This window comes from Corynebacterium sp. HMSC068G04, assembly GCF_001814885.1.
In the GTDB taxonomy this organism is placed as follows: Bacteria; Actinomycetota; Actinomycetes; order Mycobacteriales; family Mycobacteriaceae; genus Corynebacterium; species Corynebacterium hiratae.
Genome location: NZ_KV818319.1, coordinates 34,900 through 55,922, shown reverse-complemented (window position 1 = coordinate 55,922; position 21,023 = coordinate 34,900). Strand labels below are relative to the sequence as shown.

Sequence of the window (21,023 nt, the reverse complement as noted above, 5' to 3'; positions counted from 1 at the left end):
AGTCTTTCCGGCATGAAGATTTTTTCCTAATTCGACGTCACACTTTTACGCGACCTACTCGAAGGTGGATTTCTTCATGCCTATTTCTTTTTCTCATCTCACCGTCACCTGGCCCGACGGCGCCCCTTGTTTCACGGACCTCACCGGTACGTTTTCCTCCCACTTCACGGGCTTGGTCGGCGCGAATGGCTCCGGAAAATCAACGCTGGCCAAGGTGCTTGCTGGCCTCATTGCCCCGACTTCAGGAACGGTATCCGCGGGCTCAGTCCTCTATGTCGACCAGGATTTAGGCCTCCATACGTCTGACACCATCGCCGATGTCTTTGGCGCAACAGATGTCCTCAGCGCCATTGCCCGTATTGAGGCTGGCGAATACTCGGAAGAGCTCGCTGCCGCTGTTGGTGAGCAGTGGGACTTAGCAGAGCGTATTGAAGCAGCTCTCGACGCTGCGGGTATCCCCTTCCCGCTGGATCGCACTATCGGCACATTGTCGGGTGGTGAAGCCGTGACTGTGGCGCTGACCGCCGCCTTCTTCCGCAAACCGGATTTCCTGATCCTCGACGAGCCCACCAACAACCTGGACTCCGAATCGCGCCAGCGCCTACTCGAGCTCATTCGCACCGCGCCGATGCCGGTTCTCGTCGTCTCACACGACCGCGAGCTCCTCGAGCACGCGGATTGCATCGCGGAGCTCTACCACGGCACACTCCGCGAGTTCGAGGGAAACTACTCCTCCTACCGCGCAGCGATTGATGCTGAGCAGGATTCCGCGCAGGCCAAGGTCAGGGAGACCAAGGCCGAACACCGCAAACAGATCCGCGAGCGCGCCGCTATGCAGACCCGCATTGCGCGCGATGCCCGCCGCGGCAAGAACTTCGCCGCCTCGAAGCGCAAGCCCGGCATGGCCATGGGCTTGGACAAGAACCGTTCCGAGCGCTCGGCCGCTGGGCGTTCTCAGCAGGCCAACGATGCAGTGGCTGCCGCCCTGTCGGCTCATGACAAGGCACAGCGCGCGCTTCGCGACGACACCCAGGTCCACATCGATCTCCCCGGCACTGAGCTGCCCGCGGGCACCCGCGTGCTGGTCAGCGATCTGCTCAGCATTACTGGCCCTGAGCGCGTTCGCCTCGCCGGGCCAAACGGCAGCGGCAAGACCACCTTCCTCAACCGCATCGCCCGCGGAGACGTCGAGTACGCGCTGCCCTGCGGGTACATCCGCCAACGCATCGTCTTGCCCGCGGAGAAATCGGTGTTCGACATCGTGCGGGAGGCCAACCCCGGCGCGGACCCGCAGTTCCTGCGCGACCAGCTGGCCCAGATGCTCTTTATCAACGACAAGATCCACCAGCCCGTGGGCCAGCTTTCTGGTGGCGAGCGCTTCCGCGTCGAAATCGCTCGCGTCTTGCTCAGCGACCCAGCCCCGCGCTTTCTGCTTCTCGACGAACCGACAAACAACCTCGATATCCCCACCACCGATTGGCTGATTGAGGTGCTCACGAGCTACCGCGGGGCATTCATCCTGGTCAGCCACGATGAGCACGTATGCGAGCAGCTCAATCTGACGCGCACCGTTCACGTGGCCCCATAAACTGAAACCTCTCTAGCGCTCATCCCCTTTTCGTTGTACAGTTTCTTGTACAAGAAGGGAGTAGCTTATGAAAACCATGTCCTACTCGGAATCGCGAGCAAGATACGCCGAGGTCCTACAGTCAGTCGTTGATGACCGTGAAGAAGTCATCATCACTCGCAGTGGTCATGAGTCTGCAGTCATCGTTTCCTTAGATGACTACAACTCTCTTCGCGAAACCGCTTACCTTCTGCGTTCCCCTCGCAATGCCCAGCGCCTGCTTGACTCCATCGAGAGTCTCAACGCCGGGGAAGCAACGGAGCACGAGCTCGTTGAGGAAGATTAAGCTTCATGATTCTTTCGTGGACAGAGGAAGCATGGGAGGACTACCTCTGGTGGCAAGCTCACAACAAGAAGATCCTCAAGAGAATCAATAGCCTCATTAAAGACATTGCACGAAACGGCAATGTCGGTATAGGAAAACCCGAACCACTCAAGTTCGAGTTAGCCGGGTTCTGGTCTCGGCGAATTACCGAAGAGCACCGACTGATCTATCGCATTAAGGGCGCGACCATCGAGATTGCTGGGTGCAGATACCACTACTAGCTAGTTGACGAGCGCCTGCGCGGCAGCGCGGGCACCCGCGATGACGGCGGGCACGCCGACTCCATCAGCCCAGGCGCCGGCGGTGGCGATACCGGGGACGTCGGCAAGCTTGGCGCGGACCGCGGCAACGGTGGCCAGATGCTTTTCGTCATAGCGGGGGATGCCGCCGAACCAGCGCTGCGTGTAGATCTCCTCCACGCCGGCGGCGCGGCCGTCGAAGCCTGTGATCTTCTGCAGGTCATCGAGGGCGTAGTCCACCAGGTCATCCTCCTCCGCGCGCACGAGGGCGTCATCGCCGAAGCGGCCGAAGGAGGCGCGCACGAGGAAGCCCTCGCGCTCGTTCAGGTGCGGCCACTTATTAGAGGAGAGAGTGAAGGCCTTGGCGCGCAGGTCAGGCTCATCGGAGGCGACGAGGATGCCGGTGGCCTCCGGAAGGGAGTTGCCCTCCGGATCCGTGGCGGAGGCGAAATTGAAGCCGACAACCACAGAGGAAGCCAGCTGGACGGTGGACAGCTCCTGGGCGGCCTCGGGGGCTACGGCCTTGAGCAGGCGCGCGGTGGTCGGTGCCGGGGTGGCAAAGAGCACGCGGTCGAAGGGGCCGATAGCCCCCGGCGCGCCCTTGACCTCGAAGGCATCGCCCTTGCGCGTCACGCCGGAGACGAAGGTGTCCAGGTGGATCTGCGCACCGGACTTGTCAGCCAGGGCCTCGTAAAGCTCGGCGTAGCCGCCCTTGAAGGTTCCAAAGACGGAGCCTTCGGCCGGGCTGCGGCCGGACTCGATCTGCTTGATTGCGGCCGACAGCGTGACGGGGCCGTCCTTCGCCAGTGTGTCCAGCGTGGCCGCCAGGTGCGGAACCGTGGCGCGCAGGCCTAGGTCGTCGGCCGTACAGGAGTACACACCGCCGAGCAGCGCGGAGACCACGTGGTCCACCACGTCATCGCCGTACTGCTGGCGAACGAGCTGACCCACAGAGACATCCCCGCCGATCTCCCACTCGAAGGGCTGCTCGTTGGTGATGCGCTCGTTGGTCGCCTCGGAGAAGAAGTCCTGCGGCTCGGAAGGAATACCCATGACCCCGCCCTGCGGCAGGAAGTGCAGCTCGCCGCCGGTGTACACGCGCGGGCGCAACTCCGGATTGGGCTCCACAAAGGAATCCTGCAGGCCGAGCTCCGTGAAGAAGTCCACGGCGTCCTGGCGGCGGCGGATGAAGGCCTCCGCGCCCATGTCCGTCGGACCGCCGTTGAAGGCCACGGTGTGCAGCTTGCCGCCGATGCGATCCGCTGCTTCAAAGACGAAGATGTCGTGGGAGCCCTCAGTGTTCTGCTTGATTTCCCATGCCGCGGTGAGGCCCGCGAGGCCCGCACCGATGATCGCGATCTTCATTTAGCCCTCCTCGTGGATGATGGCGACGGCACGGGTAATGGCCTCCGCCTCCGTGGTCGGCAGCACGCCGTGGCCAAGGTTCCAGATGTGTCCACGCAGGTTGCCTGCCGCGCGGGCGGCATCTATTTCTGCCTTGATGGCGCGTACTTCCTTGCGCACCGCATCCTCGCCGGCGAACAGCAGGGCTGGGTCGAGGTTGCCCTGGAGAATGTCCGCGTTGACGCGGGCCGCGGCGGCATCCATGCTCACGCGGTAGTCCACGCCCATGACCTCAGAACCGGCCTCCGACATCGCGCCGAGCAGCTCGCCAGTCCCCACGCCGAAGTGAATGCGCGGCACGCGGCCTTCTGCGACCTTAAGGATCTGCTCCGAATAAGGCAGCACGAACTCGCGGTAATCGCGCTCATTGAGGTAACCCGCCCAGGAATCGAAGAGCTGCATGGCGTCGATGCCGGCATCCAGCTGGAGCTCCAAGAAAGAAATGATCGTCGGGGTCAGGCGCTCCATGAGCTGGTGCCAGGTCTCCGGATCGGAATGCATGAGTGCCTTGGTACGCTCGTGGTTCTTCGAGGGGCCGCCCTCAATGAGGTAGCTGGCCAAGGTGAAGGGTGCGCCGACGAAGCCGATGAGGGTCTGCTTGTCGGTGAGCTCGCTCAGAATGATCTCAATGCCTTGGCGGACCTCGGGCACATCCACGTCGAGGATAGGCAGGTTGTCCACGTCCTCCGTGGTGCGCACGGGTGCATCCATGACGGGGCCGCGGCCGGGGACGATCTCCACGCCAACGCCCGCGGCTTTGAGCGGGACGACGATATCGCTGAACAAGATGGCGCCGTCGACATCGTGGCGGCGCACCGGCTGCAGGGTGATCTCCGCGAGGAGCTCCGGCATGAAACAGGAATCCAGCATGCTGATTCCCTCGCGCACCTTGCGGTACTCCGGCAAAGAGCGCCCCGCCTGGCGCATGAACCAGACGGGCGGGCGGGAGGGCGTGTGGCCAGTAGCGGCAGCAATTAGCGGCGCATCAGACAGTCGAGACATACCGTCCATTATGAATCAAAAGTTGGAGTAGGCGCCAATCAGGAGTTTTGGGCGCGACGGGCCTTGATGAAAGCCGTTGAATCCGGGTGAAAGAGGAAGTAGATGGCCACCATGAGCGCCATCGGGATAAGCAGCAAGAGCAGCCCGCCCACGCCCGCGATCAGCGCCGCAATGCTGACGAACATGGTGTAGGCAGACACCGCGGTGATGATGCGGCGCGCCCATACTGAGCCGCTTGCCAGCTGCGCGGAGCAGGCCGCGATGATGACGGCACCCACCACGTTGGAGATGGCCGCAAAACGCGTGTTGAAGCGGATATAGTCCACCTGCTCCGGGCTGAGCTGGGTGTTCGTCACCGATGTATAGGAACCAAAGATCCCCACCATTCCGGCGGTGAGCATGACAATTGCGGCAATCACGCAGACCCAGTAGGCAATGCGCAGCTGCGAAGGCCAGGTGGAAAAGTCTTGCTCACCCTGCTTCTTAGGGCGGCGTGGGCGGCGGTTATAGTCCGCGGGACCGGGGCGCTCGCTCATCGCTTGCCGTCCTTGTTGTCTTCTTTCTCCCTGTCCTTTTCTTTATTGTCCTTGTTCTTCTTCTCGCGCTCCTCCAGGTTTTCCTGGCGGCGCTGCTCCTCCATCTCCTTGCGCATCTGGCGCAGCTGCTCCATCTCGCCGGTGTACTCGAGCACCTCTTCCTTGGTGGAGAACATCAAGCCCATCACGGCCGCCACGCCGACGAGGATCTGCACGGCACCATCGAGTAAGAAGAGCCAATCCGGCGCGCTCGCCCCGGCGGGGCTGCTGATGAAGACGATGAGCACGCGGAGGCCAAAGTAGAGGGAGAAGGCGAACCACAGGCGCCGGCCAGTACCGGCTGCCTTGGAGTTCTTGTGGATAAAGCCCAGCATGATGCCCAACAGCACCACGATGGCGAGTGAAATCAGCGAGCTAAACGCCACCGAGCCATAGCCCACGAGCTGTACGAGGGCATCGCTGACGTCCTGCCCGGACTTCTCCGCTGCGGACTCCGCCGTAGTGCGGGCCTGGGCAAAGAGCTCCTCCCTATTCAGCAGGGTCAGCACGATGCTCAAGACCAGGTGCACCACCTCGAGCACCAAGGCAACGGTCCACACCTTGAGCATGAGGGAGACGGCTTCGGTGCGCTTGGCCTGCTCCTTATCCGGCTCCGTATCCTGCTTCGCCGGCTTGTGTGCCGACGGCGTAGTGTTCGGGCTGAACGTCACGATTCTCCTTTTACTTGAGCAAGCGGGCGGCGTCCGTGGCGAAGTAGGTCAGGATCTGATCCGCGCCCGCGCGCTTGAACGCGGTCAAGGACTCCAGCATAACGGCCTCGCCATCGATCCACCCGTTCTGGGAAGCGGCCTGAATCATCGCGTACTCGCCGGAGACCTGGTATACAGCTACCGGCACGGAGGAGCGCTCGACAGCACCGGCCAGCACATCGAGGTACGGCAGGCCAGGCTTAACCATGACGATGTCCGCGCCTTCCTCGATGTCCAGGTCCACTTCCAGCATGGACTCGCGGAAATTACGCGGGTCCTGCTGGTAGGTGCGGCGGTCGCCCTCCAGGGAGGAGCCCACGGCATCGCGGAAGGGGCCGAAGAAGGCCGAAGCGTACTTGGCCGAGTAGGCCATGATGGCAACATCCTCGTGGCCGGCCTCATCGAGGGCCTCGCGGATCGCGGCAATCTGACCATCCATCATGCCGGAAGGGCTGACCATGTGCGCGCCAGCACGGGCCTGGGAGCGGGCCATATCCTGGTAGAGCTCCACGGTTTCATCGTTGAGCACGCGGCCCTGGTCATCGACCACGCCGCAGTGGCCGTGGGAGGTGAACTCGTCGAGGCAGGTATCCGCCATGACGATGAGGTCATCGCCGAATTCCTGACGCAGCTCCGCAATCGCCACGTTGAGGATGCCCTGCGGGTCCCAGGACACGGAGCCGGTCGCGTCCTTATCCTCTTCGCGCGGCACGCCGAAGAGGTCAACGCAGGTCACGCCCGCATCGAGGGCCTCGTGCGCGGCACGCTTGAGGGAATCCAGGCTGTGCTGCTGCACGCCCGGCATGGAGGGGATATCACGGGGTTCGTTCAGACCGTCGACCACGAACATCGGGAGGATGAGGTCGGAGGGGCGCAGCGAGGTTTCCGCAACCAAATCCCTAAAAGCCGGGTTCTGACGTAGGCGGCGGGGGCGGCGAGCAATGCTCATGAGTAAAAACTCTCCTTTGAGCTACGAGAAAATTGAACTACCTTCTCGACTCTAGTCGCCCCTCTCCTGCCCGCCCAGAAGCGGTCTACGCCGTCTTCTTGCGCGAGCGGCGCTTCTTGCGCGGAGCAGGAAGGTTGCCGGCAGCGCGCAGGGCCGCGACGTGGTCAGCGAGGGCGTCGACAAGCATCGGCACGTCCGCGACCTCCGGGACCACGTCCACGCGCAGGCCCACTTCCTCGGCCGCCGCCTTGGTGGAGGGGCCGATGCAGGCGATGATGGTGCGGGCATGCGGCTTGCCGGCAATGCCGACGAGGTTGCGTACCGTCGACGGCGAGGTAAAGGCCACGGCGTCGAAACCGCCAGTCTTGATCATGTCGCGGATCTCCGCGGCCGGCGGGGCCGCACGAACGGTACGGTAGGCCACGACATCATCGACTTCCCAGCCCAAGTCCAGCAGGCCAGTCACCAGCGCCTCGCCTGCAATATCGGCGCGCGGCAGCAGCACACGCCCCACAGCGTCGATGTCTTCAACATAGTTTGGGAAAACCTCGACGAGACCCTCGGCGTTCTGCTTCGTTGCCGGCGGCAGCAGCTCCGGGACCATGCCCTTAGAGCGAATCGCATCGGCGGTCTTCTGCCCCACCGCGGCGAGGTGCACGCCGGCGAAATCGCGGGCATCGAGGCCGAGTTCCGCAATCTTCTTCCACACCGCGCTCACCGCATTGACGGAGGTGAACACGACCCACTTGTAGCGGCCTTCGACGATACCCTTGATGGCGCGATCCATCTGCGCCGGATTGCGTGGCGGTTCCACGGAGATGGTGGGCACCGACTGCGGGATAGCGCCGTGACCAGCCAGACGGGCGCTCATCGCCGCGGCCTGCTCCTTCGTGCGCGGCACCAGCACGCGCCAGCCATAGAGCGAACGGTTCTCCCACCAGGAGTACTTCGAGCGATCATCAAAGCTGCGACCCAGCGTGACCACGAGCTCGCCCGGCAGCTCCGCATCAAGTTTGCCCAGCGTGCCCAGCGTGGTCTCGTGGGTGCGCTGCAGGCGCGTGGTGCCGTGAACGGTGACATATGCTTCCGTCTCCGCGGGCATTCCGCGCTCCACCAACTCGGCGGAAATGACCGGCAGGTCATCCGCCGTGGCCTGCAAAACCAGCGGCTGCGTCGCGGTGGCCAGCGCGTCCCAGTCCGCCCCTTGCGTGATATCAGCCTCGGTGTACGTGGCACCGAGAGCAATGCCCGCAAAGGAGGGAACCGTCGAAGGCAGAGACATGCCCGGAACCACCTGGAATTCCATGCCTGCGTTGGCCACGGCGGTAATCTCCGCCTTGATGGATTCGCGGTTGAGCGGGTTACCGGTAACCAGGCGGATCACGTCGTGGCCCTCGGCGCGCTCGAGCGCGTTACGCAGTTGCTTGACGACGTCCCCCTCGACCTCCTCAAAGACCGCCGCCGTCGGCGGTGCTGGGCGCGGCGGCTTGCGGCGCGCGCCCGCTTCCTTGGCCGCGGCGCAGATGCGCTCGTACTCTTCCTCGGCGGCGTCGAGAAGCTCCTGCGGAACCGGCACCTGCTGCGCCACCATGTCGCGCACGCCCTGCGAAACCCCCGCGTCGGTGACAACGTTAGCGGTGGTCTCCAGAACCTCGCGGGCGCGGACGGTCAGCAGATCAGGATTACCTGGGCCGGCACCGACGAAGACGACTTTGCCCAGATCAGACTTACCCAGCTCAGGCTGGGTATCCGGCACGGCATTGCTCATAAGGTTCTTTTCTAGTTTGTGGGTTCCGAGTGCCCCGGCGCCGAAGCGTGGCAGGCGCGGGATGGAGATAAGAAAGCCCCTCACTCGCGAGTTAAGGGGCCCTTAATCATTGCTCTCAATGATCGTGTGCTAGATACACACTAAAGGAAAAGGCCCGAAACCAAAAATCTACGTGCGATTACTCCGCTGCCAGTAGGTCTGCAGCTCCCTGCGCGAAGAGCTCCTTGGAGACCGCGCGCCCCAATTCTTCAGCCTCGTCCGCTGTTCCCTGAGCCTGAGCGATGAGCTGGCGGGAGCCGTCGAGAGCGAAGACCCCACCGCGCACGACAAGCTGATCGCCCTCCCAGTGGGAGGTAGCGGCCACCGGCGCGGTGCACCCAGCCTCCAGTTGGGAAAGTACGGTGCGCTCGGCGCGGGTGGCGGCGGTAGCGGGGGCGTCGGCAAGCAGGGCGATGGCCTTCGCCGCCTCGGTCCCCTTGACCGCCTCGATGGCCAGGGCACCCTGCGCGGGCGCGGGCATGAAGATCTCCGGATCGAAGACCTCGGTGGCGCGATCCGCGTAACCCGCGCGCACGAGGCCGGCGTAGGCCAAGAGGACGGCGTCGAGCTCGCCGCTGGTGACCTTGCCCATCCGGGTATCAATATTGCCGCGCAGCGGACGGATGTCCAGGTCTGGGCGTATCGCGCGCAGCTGGCTGATGCGGCGCGGGGCAGACGTACCCACGCGCGCGCCCTCCGGCAGTTCCTTGAGGGTCAGGCCATCGCGGGCAATAAGTGCTTCGCGCACGTCCTGGCGCTGCGGAACCACGAGGTCGAAGCGCTCGTCGGCAGCCGTGGGCAGGTCCTTAAAAGAGTGCACTGCGATCTCGCACTCGCCGCGGGCGACGGCCTCACGCAGGGCCTGGGTAAACACGCCCACGCCGATGCGCTCCACGGGAGCCATATTGACGTCACCCTGCGTGGTGACGATGTGCAGCTCAGCCTCATAGCCTTCCTCTTGCAGCCACTCTTGCACGTGGCCCGACTGAGTCGTGGCCAGGAGGGATCCTCGGGTACCGATCTTCAACATCTATGCGTCCTTTTCTTCCTTAGTGCTTTCCGCGGCTTCCATCTGCGCGGCGTCCGGCAGCTCCGCCACGTCCACGGCGACGCCGCTGCCCTCCAGGTGGAGTCCAAAAAGCTCCTGCAGTGCGGTCTCGTGGCTCACGGTGCCAGAGTTCGCCGCGAGCTGCTTCGCGCGGACCGTGGGCTCGTGCAGCAGCTTATCCGCAACGCGCTTGAGGGCGCGATTGATATCTCCCATCTGGCGCTCATCCAGCTCCGGGTGCTTCTGCTCCAGCCGCGCTACCTCGCACTGGACCAGGTTCGCGGCCCGCTTGCGCAGAGCTGAGACCGCCGGGACGACGTCGCGGACGCGTTGCTCAGAGGCATAGGCTTCCAGCTCTTCGCTGACGATGCGCCGCGCCTGCGCGTGCGGGCTGGTACCGGCGGCCAGGTCGGTATCGGCTGCCTGCAGGGAGTTGCTGAGCCTCTCGATGTTGACCAGATCGACTCCCTCGACCTCTGCCACAGCGTCATCAATATCGCGCGGCAGAGAGAGATCCACGAGCATCAGCTCGCGGTCGGCTACGTGATAGCGCTCGACGTCGGCCGCCGTAATAGTGAAGCCCTGGGCTCCCGTGGCGGAAATTGCCACGTCCACATCGCGCAGGGCCTGGGCGCGCTCCGAGAAGTCGATAACGTCCGCGTACACGCCCGCCTCATGGGCATGCTGTGCCACGCGCTCCGCACGGGCAATGGTGCGGTTCGCGATAATTAGCTGCGCACCCAGGCGCCCCGCGTGCGTTGCCGCGAGCGAGGCCATCGCGCCTGCGCCCAAGATGAGCACGCGCTTGCCCGCGAGATCTTCCCTGCCCATGCGGCTCAGCGCCTGATCAAAAGCAAAGGAGACCATGGAGGAGCCCGCCTCATCGATCTCGGTTTCGGAATGCACCCGCTTGCCGGTGCGCAGCGCGGACTGCGCCAGCGCATGGATGCGCGGGCCGACGGTTCCTTGCTCCGAAGCAAACTGGTAGGCGGTGCGCACCTGGCCGATGATCTGCTGCTCCCCTACCACCATCGAGTCCAAGCCTGAGGCCACCATCATGAGGTGCTCAGCGACGGCGTCGGCATAGCGCACATAGAGATAGGAGCGCAGCTTCTCCTCCTCCACCCCGGAAACGTCAGCGAGGTTGCGCACGACATCCTGGACCCCGGTGTGGAAAGAGTTGGTGACGGTGTATACCTCGAGGCGGTTGCAGGTGGAGATAATCATCGCCTCGCTCAGCGAGCCCGCCGACACCATGGCCCGGCAAGTGTCATTCTGCACGGTCTCGTCCATGCTCAGCTTTTCCAGCAGCGCCACCGGCGCCGACTGATGCGACATGCCCACGACGAGCACACTCATGCACAACCCTCCAGTTTTGCATCATCCCTTTGGATGACATAGATCATCCAAAAGACTACTAGTTGTCATCTCGTTTCCGAAACTCACGGAAGTGCCCACAGAAAGCTAGTCCGCCAGCGCCTGCGCTAGCTCCTCATTGTCCACTTCCCAGCAGGAGAATTCCTCTCCATCAATAACCACAACAGGAACGCGATCGCCGTATTCCATGGCCAGCTCCGCATCCTCATCGACGTTGCACACTTTAAGCTCTGCCCCAGCGTGACGGACCACCGGGGTAATCTGCTCCAGAACGCGCGCGCAGGAGCCGCACGTGGTACGCACCATCAGTTCGACGACGTGGGACATAAAGCTCTCCTCGGTAGGACGTAGAACGTTTCGCGGTTTACTATGGACACGTTAGTCCGCCCACCCTATGAAAGCTGAACGCGTGCCCCTCCCGCTCCCTCCTGGTATGCCCGATTCTCCCCGCGAGTTCCTTGCCAATTGGACCGCTAGCAGGGGAAACTTGCGCAATTTCCTGGAGCAACAGGCTTTCGCCCCGCTCGGCGAAGAGCACCAGCGTACGGCCGGTGAGGCGTCGGCAGCCGCCGCCGTGGAGCACCTCTTCGGCATCGACCTGGATGCCTTCTCCTCTGGCATCGATTCCGTCCAGGGTTCCTTCGAATCGGCGGGGTCGCGCTCCATAACCGAGCCCGACCCAGACATCCCCCAAGACGCCGGCGCTGCAGCCTTCTTTGATGTGGACAACACCTTGGTCCAAGGGTCCTCGCTCGTGTCCTTTGCCTTGGGCCTCGCGCGGCGTCGCTACTTCAAGCTCTCAGAAATTCTGCCCATTGCCTGGAAGCAGCTCAAGTTCCGCATTTCCGGATCGGAGAATGCCGCCGACGTGGCTGCTGGGCGCGTGCAGGCGCTCGAGTTCGTCAAGGGCCGCTCGGTAGATGAGATGGTGGCCTTGTGCGAGAGCATCGTGGACCAATCGATGGCCCGGAAGGCCTACCCGGGCACGAAGCAGCTGGCGCAGATGCACCTCGACGCCGGCCAGCAGGTGTGGCTGGTCACCGCCACCCCCGTGCAGCTGGCGCAGATTCTGGCGCAGCGCTTCGGTTTCACGGGCGCGCTCGGCACCGTGGCGGAGGTTAAAGATGGTCGCTTCACCGGCCGCCTCGTCGGCGATATCCTCCACGGCCCAGGTAAAAAGCACGCCGTGGCAGCGCTGGCCACCTTGGAGAACCTCGACCTTGAGCGTTGCACTGCCTACTCCGACAGCGCCAACGATGTCCCGATGCTCTCCATGGTGGGGACCCCCGTGGCCATTAACCCGGATTCCAAGTTGCGCGATATCGCCGAAGAAAAAGGCTGGCTCATCCGCGACTACCGCTCGGTACGCAAGGCCGTGCGCACCTACGGCCTCCCGGCACTCGCCACCGCGCTCTTCTCCTATGGCAGCTGGCGGTTCGTGCGCCGCTAACTGCTGTTTTGAGCCTTAGTGCGCAGCATGTCCATGCACATGACCGCACCAATCAACCCTGCATGCTGCTGCGGGTCGAGCCCCGGCGCGATGCTGAGGCGGTAGGTATTCTTACCGGCTAGGAACCTGCCCACGCCTCCCCACTCGTTGCGCACCTCTGCCAGCGGCTGCCCCTGGCTGGTAATCGTGATATTCCAATCCCAGACATCGCCTTCAATCTCGATCTCCGGGAAGCCCTCCATTTCTAGGCTCAGGCGCGTCTTGAACATGGCAAACCGCTTGGTCACGATCGCCATGGGCTTCTCGACGCCCGGCAGATACACCTCATAGGTATCCTGCACGAAGTTGGGCGGATCCTTGATCACCATGAGCGGCTGTTGCGGGTTTCCCTGCTCATCCGTGAAGGCAACTTGAAGGCTGCGGGAGGCCTTGAAGAACATGTCCTTCAGGCTCGTCGACTGCAGAATCGTCCCGACGGGCACGCCCTCGTCATCGGCGATCAGGAATTCATCCTGCATGAAGGACTTGGTCTGCGAAATAACCAGGCTGTCAAGAGTGAGGAGTCGAGGCAACATAGTTCGCCATTTTACGTACGCGATGAGCTCCTGTGGGGTGAGAAGGATGACACTCCCCACTCGGTTTATAGTGACAAATACACGATCCATAACTCTCACCCAGATATCCCAATAATGCCTGGTAGAGATAGATGTCCGGGACATGTTTTATAGTTCGTTTAGAACATATCATCGACACGTCAAACCCGGGGGATACCGTGAATACCGCCACCCAAACCGCCTACTTTTCCCATATGAACCCTGACTGCGCCCTCGCCGTGGAGCGCAGCGCCGCTCGCCGTGCAGACTACCGCTCGTGGGTAGCTGCCATGCCAGACCTCGATGAGGATTTCGGTGTCGCGTGCCAGAGGCTCGTCACCAAGCTTGGCGTCGGGGACTACACCGTTAGTGAATGCTGTCTAGCCGTGCACCGCCTCACGGAGCTACCGCAGGTCAAGGCCCTGCAAGACAGTCAGTTCTTGCTCGATATGAAAGCGCTCATCACCATCGACCGCACCTTGACCAAACTGGGCGCGCTGCCTGCGGAAACACTCGCGCTTATCGACGACGCCCTTGCCACCTTCTTCACCCCTACCTCACCGAACCAGGTCTTTCCTACCCCGGCGCAGATTGGGCGCAAGGTGCGCGATATCTGCAAGAGCATCAACAAGTCCTTTTCCTTCCGCGATTCCCCGAAGAAGGACTCATATACTTTTACCGATACTGGCGAGCGCGGCATCCTCGAGCTCAATACCGATAGCGCCACGGGCATGATTTTGGATGGCTACATCAAGCAGGCAGCAAAGGAAAACGGCCTTTCACAGGCCGATGCCCTGAAGAAGCTCATCGCCGGCAGTATCTCTCCGCCCGCGACCGTCATTCTGCACACCTATCAAGCCAGCGATATCGACAACGCTCCCACCTTCGTCCAAGGGCATGGTTGGACGTCACAGGACATTCCCGCAACACGCACGCGCGACCTTTCCTCGCAGCCGCCGGAGTCAGCCAGCTACGTTTGTTCAGAGCTCATCCGCAAATACGTGGAGGGCCGGGACGGCACCTGCCGCGCTCCGGGATGCAACCGGCCGGCCTACCTGTGCCAAATGGACCACCGCATTAACTACGCCGATGGTGGCGCCACGCACCCGCGCAACTTGGCCAGCCTGTGCCAGCACCACCACAACATGAAGACTGATGGGCGCGCGCACTACATCATGGATCCGCATACTGGGGACATCGTGTGGCTCTACGAGGACGGAACGTGGGCCATGACGGAGCCGACTGGCCCGCTGGCAAAGAAGACGAAGCGTTGGGCCCAGACGGTAGCCCAAAAGATCACGGCCACCCGCGAGCGCGCCTACGAGGAAGCACAAGAGGCTCACAACGCGCACGACGCTGCCGAGGAACCCCGCACCCCCAGCACCCCGCAGGAAGATATTCCGTTCTAAGCGGTGTCGTCGTTTGAAACGACGGCGCGGTCATCTGAAATGACGGGAAGGAGAAAAGATAACAGAAACTCCCCGCCACGATCCCAAAAGGACCATGCGGGGAGTTTGCAGGCGAAGCTTTACTTGCCCAGCTTACGGCGCTGAACGCGGGTGCGGCGAAGCATCTTGCGGTGCTTCTTCTTGGACATGCGCTTGCGGCGCTTCTTGATGACAGAACCCATAGCAGGTTTCCTCACTTTCGGTATCAGTACGTACGTAACCCGGCCGGCAACGCCTGGAATAAAACCACCCACGGTGCACTCGAGGCGGCCCCGCGAAACGGGGAGACACAGGCATACCAGTGCCGAAACGAATGTTCACCATCTTACCTAGTGGCCTGCCCAGCACCAAAACTAACGGCAGCGCCCACCGCCGTGGACCGCGAGGGTCCGCAGTGGTGGGCGCTGTCAGAGAGAGGTGCGCGCTAGGCTCCGTACACGGAAGCCTCAAGGTATTCCTTGACGGCGGATTCGTGAACGCGGAACGAGCGTCCCACGCGCACTGCCGGCATGTCACCTGCATGAACCAACCTGTACACCGTCATCTTGGAGACACGCATGATCTCCGCAACTTCGGCGATGGTCAGGAAGGTTCCCTTATCTTCATTCGTCATAGTTTATTTAACCCTTCAGCACGTGACGCGCTGTAGGCTTCCCCTCCCACAGGACTATCACGCACGCGCTCCTGCCAGCTTAGCGTGAAACCTGTGACTAATGCGACCCAAGTGCTAATTTTTTCCTCTTTCGCACCGTTGTTCCCCATCAAGCCCGAATGACAACAGGTGTCACATCGCTCCCAGGGCGGTGGAGAACTCTAGGCAAGTTCCTGCGCACGCTGGGAACATGCCTCAGCGGCGCGGAAAAAGGCGCCTCGAAGTCCGGACTCCTCGAGCTCGCGAAGGGCAGCGGCAGTGGTTCCCCCCGGGGAGGTTACCCCTGCGCGCAAAGCGACCGGATCCTTACCGGATTCAGCCAACATTTCACCCGCGCCCTGTGCAGTGCGGGTGGCCAGCTTCTCGGCAACGTCGCGGGTGAGGCCGAGTTGGACGCCGGCATCAATGAGCGCTTCGGTGACCAGGAAGTAGTAGGCAGGCGCAGAACCCGCCAGGGCGGTAGCGGCATCAATGTGCTTTTCTTCGATGACGGCGACCTCACCGACGGCCTCCAGCAGCTTGACCACGCCGTCGAGCTGCTCCTTCGTGACGTGGGCACCACCCGCGCAGGTGCACATGCCCTTGCCCACCAGCATGGGAGTGTTCGGCATGACGCGGACGACGGGAACGCCCTCACCGGCGGCCTTCTCCAGGGTGTCGAGGGTCAGACCAGCCGCCATGGAGGCGACCACAGCTGTCTTGGGGATGTCGAGGCCCTCGAGAAGCTCGACGATGGCATAGGGCTTCACACACGCAAAGATGTAGTCGGCGCCGTCGATCGCCGCGGCGTTATCGCTGGTAACACTCACACCGTAAGCGTTCTTCAGCTCCTCACCGCGCTCGGAGCGGCGGTTAGTCACCACAATGTCTGCGGCCTCGTAGCCTGCATTCACCAGCCCGGAAACTAGGGCCTCGCCGATTTGTCCTCCACCAAGTACTGCAATTTTTGTCATGCATCCCAGGGTGCCAGAAAGGCTGGAACGCGGCCACCAGGTCAAGGCTTTGCCCGCAGGTTGACCCCGCGCATACAAAAGGCATCTGTCAGAAGGCGTTTTCCAGGGGTACAGATGCCTTCTGACAGATGCCTTATAGAAAGTGTCTTGTGGAACAGGTGCTTACATCACAACGAGCAGCGGGCCGAAGGTAAGCACGAGGCCAGCGACGGCTGCGAGGAACATCGACAAACCATCGCGGCTGGTGCGCAGTGCGTGGACGATTCCGACGATGACGCCGGTGACAACGACGCCGAGCACAACGACGACGAGGCGGTCGAAGCGGTCCCAGAGAATTTCAAAGCCCTTGAACACGATGGCACCGAGCACGATACCCACGAGGGCGAGCAGGACGACGGCAAAGGGGTTGAGCTTGCCCTCCTCTTCGTCGTGGTAGTCCTCGTCGTATTCTTCAAGGTCCTGATCCACTGCCTCGAGCTCACCGGTGGTGACGGTGTCATCCTCGGTTGCTACCGCAGCCTGTGGTGCGGTCTTGTCAGCGACCTTTGTTTCGACCTTATCGTCGGTTTTTTCTTCGACCTTCGACTCGGCCTTAGCCTCAGTCTTCTTTGCCTCAGCCTTCTCCTTAGGCTCGTCCTTGACCTTTTGGATAACACGCGTGTCCTCATCAGAGGGCTGGGAGCGCTTGGTCTCCGGCTCAGCTGACTTCTCTACTGGGACAGCAGCAGCCTGAGGCTTGTCAGCCTTCTTCTTGGATTCCTCCTGCTGAGGAGTCTCCTGCTTAGGCTGTTCCTTCTGCTCCTTCTTCGGTGCAGGAATGACCGGGGCCGTTTCGTCAATGGAGACGCTGGAGTGCTTTGCCTCGGCCGGAGTTGCCTTGACCCTCTCAAGATTGCCGGTCAGCTCCGCAACCGAGATGCCGCCTTCATCAAGGCTGCGACGACGGCGGCGCGGGGTCTTCTCCTCGCCGGGTCGGTTCTTCGCGTTACGGGCCAGCAGCTCCGCAACTGTCAACTGTTTCTTGTCAGCCACGTTTCTTTCCTATTCCAGTCCCTTATCGGTACGGCGCAAAATGACACCTTCTCGGAGAGCCCAGGGGCAGATCTCCAACTTTTCGATTCCCAGGGCACGCATGCTCGCCTCGGCAACAAGCGCGCCGGCGACGATCTGATGCGATCGGGTAGAACTTACACCCTCAAGGTCTGCCCTGTCAGCTGCAGTCATACGAGAGATGAAGGAAATCAGCTGGCGCAGACCCGGTGCAGTGAGGGTGCGCTTGACGTAGGGACCCGCCGATGACGGTGCGGCACCGGTCAAACGAGCCAGCGTGCGGAAGGTTTTCGAAGTTCCTACGGCCAAACCAGCGGGGCCCAGTGCGCGCATTTTATCGGCCACGCCGACCAGTTCCGCGTCAATGTAATCCCGCAGCAAGTTCACCTTGGACTTCTCCGGCGGGTCCGTATCAAACCAGTTGTGGGTCAGGCGGCCAGCTCCCAGGTCGAGGGAGAAGGCCATCTCCGGATGCTCGTCGGTACCGGTGGATAGCTCCAGCGAGCCACCACCAATATCGAGGTTGGTAATGCGGCCAGCGGACCAGCCGTACCAGCGACGCGCTGCCAGGAAGGTCAAGCGCGCTTCCTCTTCGCCCGACAGGATCTCTAGGCGCACGCCGGTTTGCTTTTCCACTTCGTCAAGGACCTTGGCCGAGTTCGTGGCCGAGCGCACGGCGGAGGTAGCAAAGGCGATGAATTCATCACAGCCCAGCTTCTGGCCCAGCTCAGCGGCCTCACCCACGGCGGAAATGAGCTTCTTCATGCCCTTCTCGTGGATGTTGCCGTCCTTGTCTAGCTGTTCCACCAGACGCAGCGGGGTCTTCCAATCGCTCATCGGCGAAGGCCGCCCACCGGTTGCGGCGTCGACCGCAACAAGATGGACGGTATTACTTCCGACGTCTAATACACCTAATCGCACGCCTCCAGAGTAGTAGGTCTACCGTGGGTAGGTGTGAATCGCCCGAAATCGAATGAAGTTTACCTGGGTTTTCCTGCCTCCTCCCCCGCGGCAGCATCCATCTTGGCCGGCCGCGAAAAGGCCCCCAACTTCCCCAGAGAGTGGTTTGAATTTACGGATCCGAACGATCCACTCCATGTCTTCTCTATCGACCTGACCTGGCTCGAATCGCACTATGCCTGCCAGTTTGGAACCGAGAGGTGCCACGGCATCGATAAGCAACAGCCCGACGTCGGCTGCTGCGTCCACGGCGCCTACATGGCTGATGAGACAGACAGGGAGCAGCTTCACGACGCCGTCTCCCGCATGCCCGCCCGCTTCTGGCAGCACCGCCCTGAGGGGGTAGATGAGTTCCTTCAACACGGTGAGCCCGAGGAGCTGGAACCCTGGCTGGAATGGGATGAGCTCGACGGCGACGATGGCGAGCCGGAACCGGCGCTAAAGACGCCGCTTGTCGACGGCGCCTGTATCTTCGCTAACCGTGCCGGCTGGCCCACGGGGGCGGGCTGCGCTATCCACCAATGGGCGCTCGAGGCAGGCGAGGAGCTTACCGTGGTCAAGCCCGAAGTATGCTGGCAGCTGCCGATTCGCCGGCACGAAGACTATGAGGAGCGCCCCGACGGGGAGGAAATCCTGCGCACCACCATCGGCGAATATGACCGTCGCGGGTGGGGCAACGGCGGCGAGGACTTCGATTGGTATTGCTCGGCGGATCCCTCCTGCCACATAGCGGATGAACCACTGTGGAAGTCGCAGAAAACCGAGCTCATCGCGCTACTCGGCGAGGAGAGCTACGAGATTCTGGCCACACACTGCGAGGCCCGGGCGCGCTCCGGGGTCGACTTCCCGCGGCACCCGGCGGATCCTCGCGCTTAAGCCTCGAACTTGTAGCCGAGGCCGCGCACCGTCACGAGCTGCTGCGGGTGGGAAGGCTCGGCTTCGATCTTGGAGCGCAGGCGCTTGACATGAACGTCGAGAGTCTTGGTGTCACCCACGTAGTCGGCGCCCCAGATGCGGTCGATGAGCTGTCCGCGGGTCAACACGCGCCCAGCGTTGCGCAGCAAGTACTCGAGAAGGTCGAATTCCTTGAGCGGCATGGAGACCGGTTCACCGGCGACGAGCACGGTGTGTCGCTCGACATCCATGCGCACACGGCCGCCTTCTAGAATCTGATCGTCCGGTTCCTCCTCGGCGTTGTCAGAGGAAACGTCGTGGCCGCGGCGCAGCACCGCGCGGATGCGGGCGATGAGCTCGCGGGAGGAATAAGGCTTGGTCACATAATCATCCGCGCCGAGCTCCAGGCCCACGACCTTGTCAATCTCTGAGTCGCGCGCGGTCACCATAATCACCGGAACGGAGGACGTCGTGCGCAATTGCTTGCAGACGTCGGTTCCAGACATTCCCGGCAGCATAAGGTCCAGCAGGACGATGTCTACTTTATTTGCCGCAAACTGTTCGAGCGCGCTGGGCCCATCCGGGGCGAGGAGTACGTCGAATCCCTCCTTTCGGAGGAGGAAGGCGAGGGGATCGGCCAGCGACTCTTCATCTTCAACGATGAGGATGGTGGTCATTGCGCTTTATCCTTTCGACGAGCTGCTACACGCGCCACGGCGCGCTGCAAACCAGGGGCGGCAGAGCTGACGGCTCCGTCTTCTATATTATCCCGGTTAATAAGATTATCTGCTGGCTTCTCTTCGGCGTATATAGGGAGCTCGATAGTGAACGTCGAGCCAGTTCCGGGGCGCGACCACAGCTTGATGTTGCCGCCGTGATTAGCCACGACGTGCTTCACAATGGCCAGGCCCAGGCCCGTTCCGCCGGTCTGCCGGGAGCGCGCCTTGTCCACGCGGAAGAAGCGTTCAAACACGCGCTTTTGGTCCTCCGGGGCGATGCCGATGCCGCGATCCGTAACTCGAATATGAACGACCTTCTCGCCGACCACCTTCTGCGTTACCGACACCGGTAGATCATCCGGCGAATAGTGGATGGCGTTCGAGATCAGGTTAGAAATCGCCGTGACCAAGAGGGACTTATCTCCCATTACCTTGACGCCTGCGGAATCGCCGCGGGTGAGCTGGTTGTGGTGGGAATCGGCAGCGAGTTGATTGCGGGTGATGGCCTCATCAATGACCTCATCGAGGTCGAGCGGCTCCATCTCCGGGAGGGCCTCCGCCCCCTGCAACTTGGACAGGGAGATGAGCTCGCTGACCATGTCCGCCATGCGCGCCGCTTCCTTCTGCACCTTGCTACCGAAGTACTCGACGTGCTCGGGGTCCCCGGTGTCCTGGAGGAGCGCCTCGGCTAGCAGGGCGATGCCGCCCACCGGGGTCTTCAGCTCGTGCGACACGTTGGCCACGAAGTCACGACGAGCGGATTCCATGCGCACCGATTCGGATTCGTCGGTGCCGTAGACGATGACGAAGCGATCATCGTTGAGCGTCAGCGGCTGGACCACTGCGCGCACCTGAATCACGCGGTTGCCGGTGCGCCGTTTGGGGATAGCAAGGTCCAGCGTGCGGGTCTCTTTGTCTTCGAAGACCTCTTCCGCGACCTTCCAAATGTCGGGGTTCACCGCGCGGTCGTGCACCATCGACATTTCATGGGCAGCGGGGTTAGAGAAGATGACCTCTTTCGTGCGCGAAAGCACAGTCATTCCAGATGGGGAACCACCCACGGCTAGGTGCAGAACCTGGCTAACACTGGTGACCTGGTTAGCGTCTGCATCGCGGACGCGGCGGCGCTCCATCCGTTCACGGATCCGGGTGATCACCGGTATGGCCAGGCCGCAGGCCACCACACCGGCGAGGAAAGCGAGTACCAGTTCCACAATCATTCACACCCCTAGAAAGAATCC

General features: G+C 62.2%; 23 protein-coding genes. 6 read left to right on the top strand and 17 right to left on the bottom strand.

The genetic code is table 11. The features are described from left to right. Positions 1-76 precede the first annotated feature (76 nt). The 3 genes from HMPREF2993_RS05575 (at position 77) to HMPREF2993_RS05565 (ending at position 2,173) form a co-directional block, all read left to right on the top strand. The gene (locus HMPREF2993_RS05575) at positions 77-1,588 is read left to right on the top strand and encodes an ABC-F family ATP-binding cassette domain-containing protein (protein WP_070701462.1); all 1,512 of its coding nucleotides are present in this window, start codon (positions 77-79) and stop codon (positions 1,586-1,588) included. 67 nt (positions 1,589-1,655) lie between these two features. Beyond that, complete coding sequence (locus HMPREF2993_RS05570) at positions 1,656-1,913, top strand: type II toxin-antitoxin system Phd/YefM family antitoxin (RefSeq protein ID WP_070701461.1); 258 nt, start codon at positions 1,656-1,658, stop codon at positions 1,911-1,913. Positions 1,914-1,918: 5 nt separating this feature from the next. Beyond that, positions 1,919-2,173, top strand: coding sequence for a Txe/YoeB family addiction module toxin (locus tag HMPREF2993_RS05565; protein WP_070701460.1), 255 nt, complete (start codon positions 1,919-1,921; stop codon positions 2,171-2,173). Here the strand turns inward: HMPREF2993_RS05565 and HMPREF2993_RS05560 are convergent, their stop codons facing one another. From HMPREF2993_RS05560 to HMPREF2993_RS05520, 9 genes are all read right to left on the bottom strand, one after another. Then, positions 2,174-3,556: a protoporphyrinogen oxidase gene (locus HMPREF2993_RS05560; protein ID WP_070547306.1), complete on the bottom strand. Its 1,383-nt coding sequence runs from the start codon at positions 3,554-3,556 to the stop codon at positions 2,174-2,176. Continuing rightward, positions 3,557-4,597 carry a uroporphyrinogen decarboxylase gene (gene hemE, locus HMPREF2993_RS05555; RefSeq protein WP_070701459.1) on the bottom strand — a complete coding sequence of 347 codons (1,041 nt, stop codon included), beginning with the start codon at positions 4,595-4,597 and terminating at the stop codon, positions 3,557-3,559. It lies immediately after the preceding gene. Positions 4,598-4,635: 38 nt separating this feature from the next. Further along, positions 4,636-5,133, bottom strand: a complete 498-nt coding sequence (locus HMPREF2993_RS05550) for a hypothetical protein (RefSeq protein WP_046647804.1) — start codon at positions 5,131-5,133, stop codon at positions 4,636-4,638. Continuing rightward, positions 5,130-5,843, bottom strand: a complete 714-nt coding sequence (locus tag HMPREF2993_RS05545; RefSeq protein ID WP_046647805.1) for a hypothetical protein — start codon at positions 5,841-5,843, stop codon at positions 5,130-5,132. Before HMPREF2993_RS05545 ends, HMPREF2993_RS05550 begins: the two co-directional genes overlap by 4 nt. A 10-nt stretch (positions 5,844-5,853) precedes the next feature. Continuing rightward, a complete protein-coding gene (gene hemB, locus HMPREF2993_RS05540) occupies positions 5,854-6,831 on the bottom strand; it encodes a porphobilinogen synthase (RefSeq protein ID WP_070701458.1) in 978 nt (325 codons plus the stop codon). An 85-nt stretch (positions 6,832-6,916) separates the two neighbouring features. Further along, a complete protein-coding gene (locus HMPREF2993_RS05535) occupies positions 6,917-8,599 on the bottom strand; it encodes a bifunctional uroporphyrinogen-III C-methyltransferase/uroporphyrinogen-III synthase (protein WP_049154863.1) in 1,683 nt (560 codons plus the stop codon). 178 nt (positions 8,600-8,777) lie between these two features. Then, positions 8,778-9,668 (bottom strand): hydroxymethylbilane synthase, encoded by an 891-nt coding sequence (gene hemC / locus HMPREF2993_RS05530; RefSeq protein WP_070513451.1) that lies wholly within the window; start codon positions 9,666-9,668, stop codon positions 8,778-8,780. After that, a complete protein-coding gene (locus HMPREF2993_RS05525; protein WP_070513453.1) occupies positions 9,669-11,045 on the bottom strand; it encodes a glutamyl-tRNA reductase in 1,377 nt (458 codons plus the stop codon). A gap of 105 nt (positions 11,046-11,150) precedes the next feature. Further along, complete coding sequence (locus HMPREF2993_RS05520; protein ID WP_070513456.1) at positions 11,151-11,390, bottom strand: glutaredoxin family protein; 240 nt, start codon at positions 11,388-11,390, stop codon at positions 11,151-11,153. 106 nt (positions 11,391-11,496) lie between these two features. Between HMPREF2993_RS05520 and HMPREF2993_RS05515 the strand changes: the two genes are divergently transcribed. Then, positions 11,497-12,513, top strand: coding sequence for an HAD-IB family hydrolase (locus HMPREF2993_RS05515; RefSeq protein WP_070513459.1), 1,017 nt, complete (start codon positions 11,497-11,499; stop codon positions 12,511-12,513). On the opposite strand, the gene HMPREF2993_RS05510 is transcribed toward HMPREF2993_RS05515, so the two are convergent. Beyond that, positions 12,510-13,088, bottom strand: a complete 579-nt coding sequence (locus HMPREF2993_RS05510; protein ID WP_070701456.1) for an LURP-one-related/scramblase family protein — start codon at positions 13,086-13,088, stop codon at positions 12,510-12,512. The genes HMPREF2993_RS05515 and HMPREF2993_RS05510 overlap by 4 nt on opposite strands. Positions 13,089-13,285: 197 nt before the next feature. Between HMPREF2993_RS05510 and HMPREF2993_RS05505 the strand changes: the two genes are divergently transcribed. Continuing rightward, positions 13,286-14,515, top strand: coding sequence for an HNH endonuclease signature motif containing protein (locus HMPREF2993_RS05505; RefSeq protein WP_070701454.1), 1,230 nt, complete (start codon positions 13,286-13,288; stop codon positions 14,513-14,515). A gap of 119 nt (positions 14,516-14,634) precedes the next feature. Here HMPREF2993_RS05505 and HMPREF2993_RS13100 read toward each other — a convergent pair whose 3' ends face one another. The 5 genes from HMPREF2993_RS13100 to HMPREF2993_RS05485 form a co-directional block, all read right to left on the bottom strand. After that, positions 14,635-14,736 carry a 30S ribosomal protein bS22 gene (locus HMPREF2993_RS13100; protein WP_003855542.1) on the bottom strand — a complete coding sequence of 34 codons (102 nt, stop codon included), beginning with the start codon at positions 14,734-14,736 and terminating at the stop codon, positions 14,635-14,637. 242 nt (positions 14,737-14,978) lie between these two features. Beyond that, positions 14,979-15,167, bottom strand: a complete 189-nt coding sequence (locus tag HMPREF2993_RS05500) for a helix-turn-helix domain-containing protein (RefSeq protein ID WP_010189818.1) — start codon at positions 15,165-15,167, stop codon at positions 14,979-14,981. A gap of 200 nt (positions 15,168-15,367) precedes the next feature. Beyond that, positions 15,368-16,159: a pyrroline-5-carboxylate reductase gene (gene proC / locus HMPREF2993_RS05495; RefSeq protein ID WP_070701452.1), complete on the bottom strand. Its 792-nt coding sequence runs from the start codon at positions 16,157-16,159 to the stop codon at positions 15,368-15,370. A 162-nt stretch (positions 16,160-16,321) separates the two neighbouring features. Beyond that, positions 16,322-17,191: a hypothetical protein gene (locus tag HMPREF2993_RS05490; protein WP_070701450.1), complete on the bottom strand. Its 870-nt coding sequence runs from the start codon at positions 17,189-17,191 to the stop codon at positions 16,322-16,324. Positions 17,192-17,200: 9 nt separating this feature from the next. Beyond that, complete coding sequence (locus HMPREF2993_RS05485) at positions 17,201-18,130, bottom strand: Ppx/GppA family phosphatase (protein ID WP_083312729.1); 930 nt, start codon at positions 18,128-18,130, stop codon at positions 17,201-17,203. Positions 18,131-18,163: 33 nt separating this feature from the next. Between HMPREF2993_RS05485 and HMPREF2993_RS05480 the strand changes: the two genes are divergently transcribed. Beyond that, positions 18,164-19,045, top strand: coding sequence for a DUF3109 family protein (locus HMPREF2993_RS05480; protein ID WP_070701448.1), 882 nt, complete (start codon positions 18,164-18,166; stop codon positions 19,043-19,045). On the opposite strand, the gene HMPREF2993_RS05475 is transcribed toward HMPREF2993_RS05480, so the two are convergent. Both HMPREF2993_RS05475 and HMPREF2993_RS05470 read right to left on the bottom strand, forming a co-directional pair. Then, positions 19,042-19,740, bottom strand: coding sequence for a response regulator transcription factor (locus HMPREF2993_RS05475; RefSeq protein ID WP_070701446.1), 699 nt, complete (start codon positions 19,738-19,740; stop codon positions 19,042-19,044). The genes HMPREF2993_RS05480 and HMPREF2993_RS05475 overlap by 4 nt on opposite strands. Then, a complete protein-coding gene (locus HMPREF2993_RS05470) occupies positions 19,737-21,002 on the bottom strand; it encodes a sensor histidine kinase (RefSeq protein WP_070701444.1) in 1,266 nt (421 codons plus the stop codon). The genes HMPREF2993_RS05475 and HMPREF2993_RS05470 overlap by 4 nt, the downstream gene beginning before the upstream one ends. Positions 21,003-21,023: the final 21 nt, after the last annotated feature.

Bases quoted from the DNA above. Each gene is read 5' to 3' on its own strand.
- HMPREF2993_RS05470 (WP_070701444.1), bottom strand. From the start codon at position 21,002: ATGATTGTGGAACTGGTACTCGCTTTCCTCGCCGGTGTGGTGGCCTGC.
- HMPREF2993_RS05570 (WP_070701461.1), top strand. From the start codon at position 1,656: ATGAAAACCATGTCCTACTCGGAATCGCGAGCAAGATACGCCGAGGTC.
- HMPREF2993_RS05510 (WP_070701456.1), bottom strand. From the start codon at position 13,088: ATGTTGCCTCGACTCCTCACTCTTGACAGCCTGGTTATTTCGCAGACC.
- HMPREF2993_RS05500 (WP_010189818.1), bottom strand. From the start codon at position 15,167: ATGACGAATGAAGATAAGGGAACCTTCCTGACCATCGCCGAAGTTGCG.
- HMPREF2993_RS05520 (WP_070513456.1), bottom strand. From the start codon at position 11,390: ATGTCCCACGTCGTCGAACTGATGGTGCGTACCACGTGCGGCTCCTGC.
- proC (WP_070701452.1), bottom strand. From the start codon at position 16,159: ATGACAAAAATTGCAGTACTTGGTGGAGGACAAATCGGCGAGGCCCTA.
- HMPREF2993_RS05550 (WP_046647804.1), bottom strand. From the start codon at position 5,133: ATGAGCGAGCGCCCCGGTCCCGCGGACTATAACCGCCGCCCACGCCGC.
- HMPREF2993_RS13100 (WP_003855542.1), bottom strand. From the start codon at position 14,736: ATGGGTTCTGTCATCAAGAAGCGCCGCAAGCGCATGTCCAAGAAGAAG.
- HMPREF2993_RS05535 (WP_049154863.1), bottom strand. From the start codon at position 8,599: ATGAGCAATGCCGTGCCGGATACCCAGCCTGAGCTGGGTAAGTCTGAT.
- HMPREF2993_RS05525 (WP_070513453.1), bottom strand. From the start codon at position 11,045: ATGAGTGTGCTCGTCGTGGGCATGTCGCATCAGTCGGCGCCGGTGGCG.
- HMPREF2993_RS05560 (WP_070547306.1), bottom strand. From the start codon at position 3,556: ATGAAGATCGCGATCATCGGTGCGGGCCTCGCGGGCCTCACCGCGGCA.
- hemE (WP_070701459.1), bottom strand. From the start codon at position 4,597: ATGTCTCGACTGTCTGATGCGCCGCTAATTGCTGCCGCTACTGGCCAC.
- hemC (WP_070513451.1), bottom strand. From the start codon at position 9,668: ATGTTGAAGATCGGTACCCGAGGATCCCTCCTGGCCACGACTCAGTCG.
- HMPREF2993_RS05565 (WP_070701460.1), top strand. From the start codon at position 1,919: ATGATTCTTTCGTGGACAGAGGAAGCATGGGAGGACTACCTCTGGTGG.
- HMPREF2993_RS05475 (WP_070701446.1), bottom strand. From the start codon at position 19,740: ATGACCACCATCCTCATCGTTGAAGATGAAGAGTCGCTGGCCGATCCC.
- hemB (WP_070701458.1), bottom strand. From the start codon at position 6,831: ATGAGCATTGCTCGCCGCCCCCGCCGCCTACGTCAGAACCCGGCTTTT.
- HMPREF2993_RS05515 (WP_070513459.1), top strand. From the start codon at position 11,497: ATGCCCGATTCTCCCCGCGAGTTCCTTGCCAATTGGACCGCTAGCAGG.
- HMPREF2993_RS05575 (WP_070701462.1), top strand. From the start codon at position 77: ATGCCTATTTCTTTTTCTCATCTCACCGTCACCTGGCCCGACGGCGCC.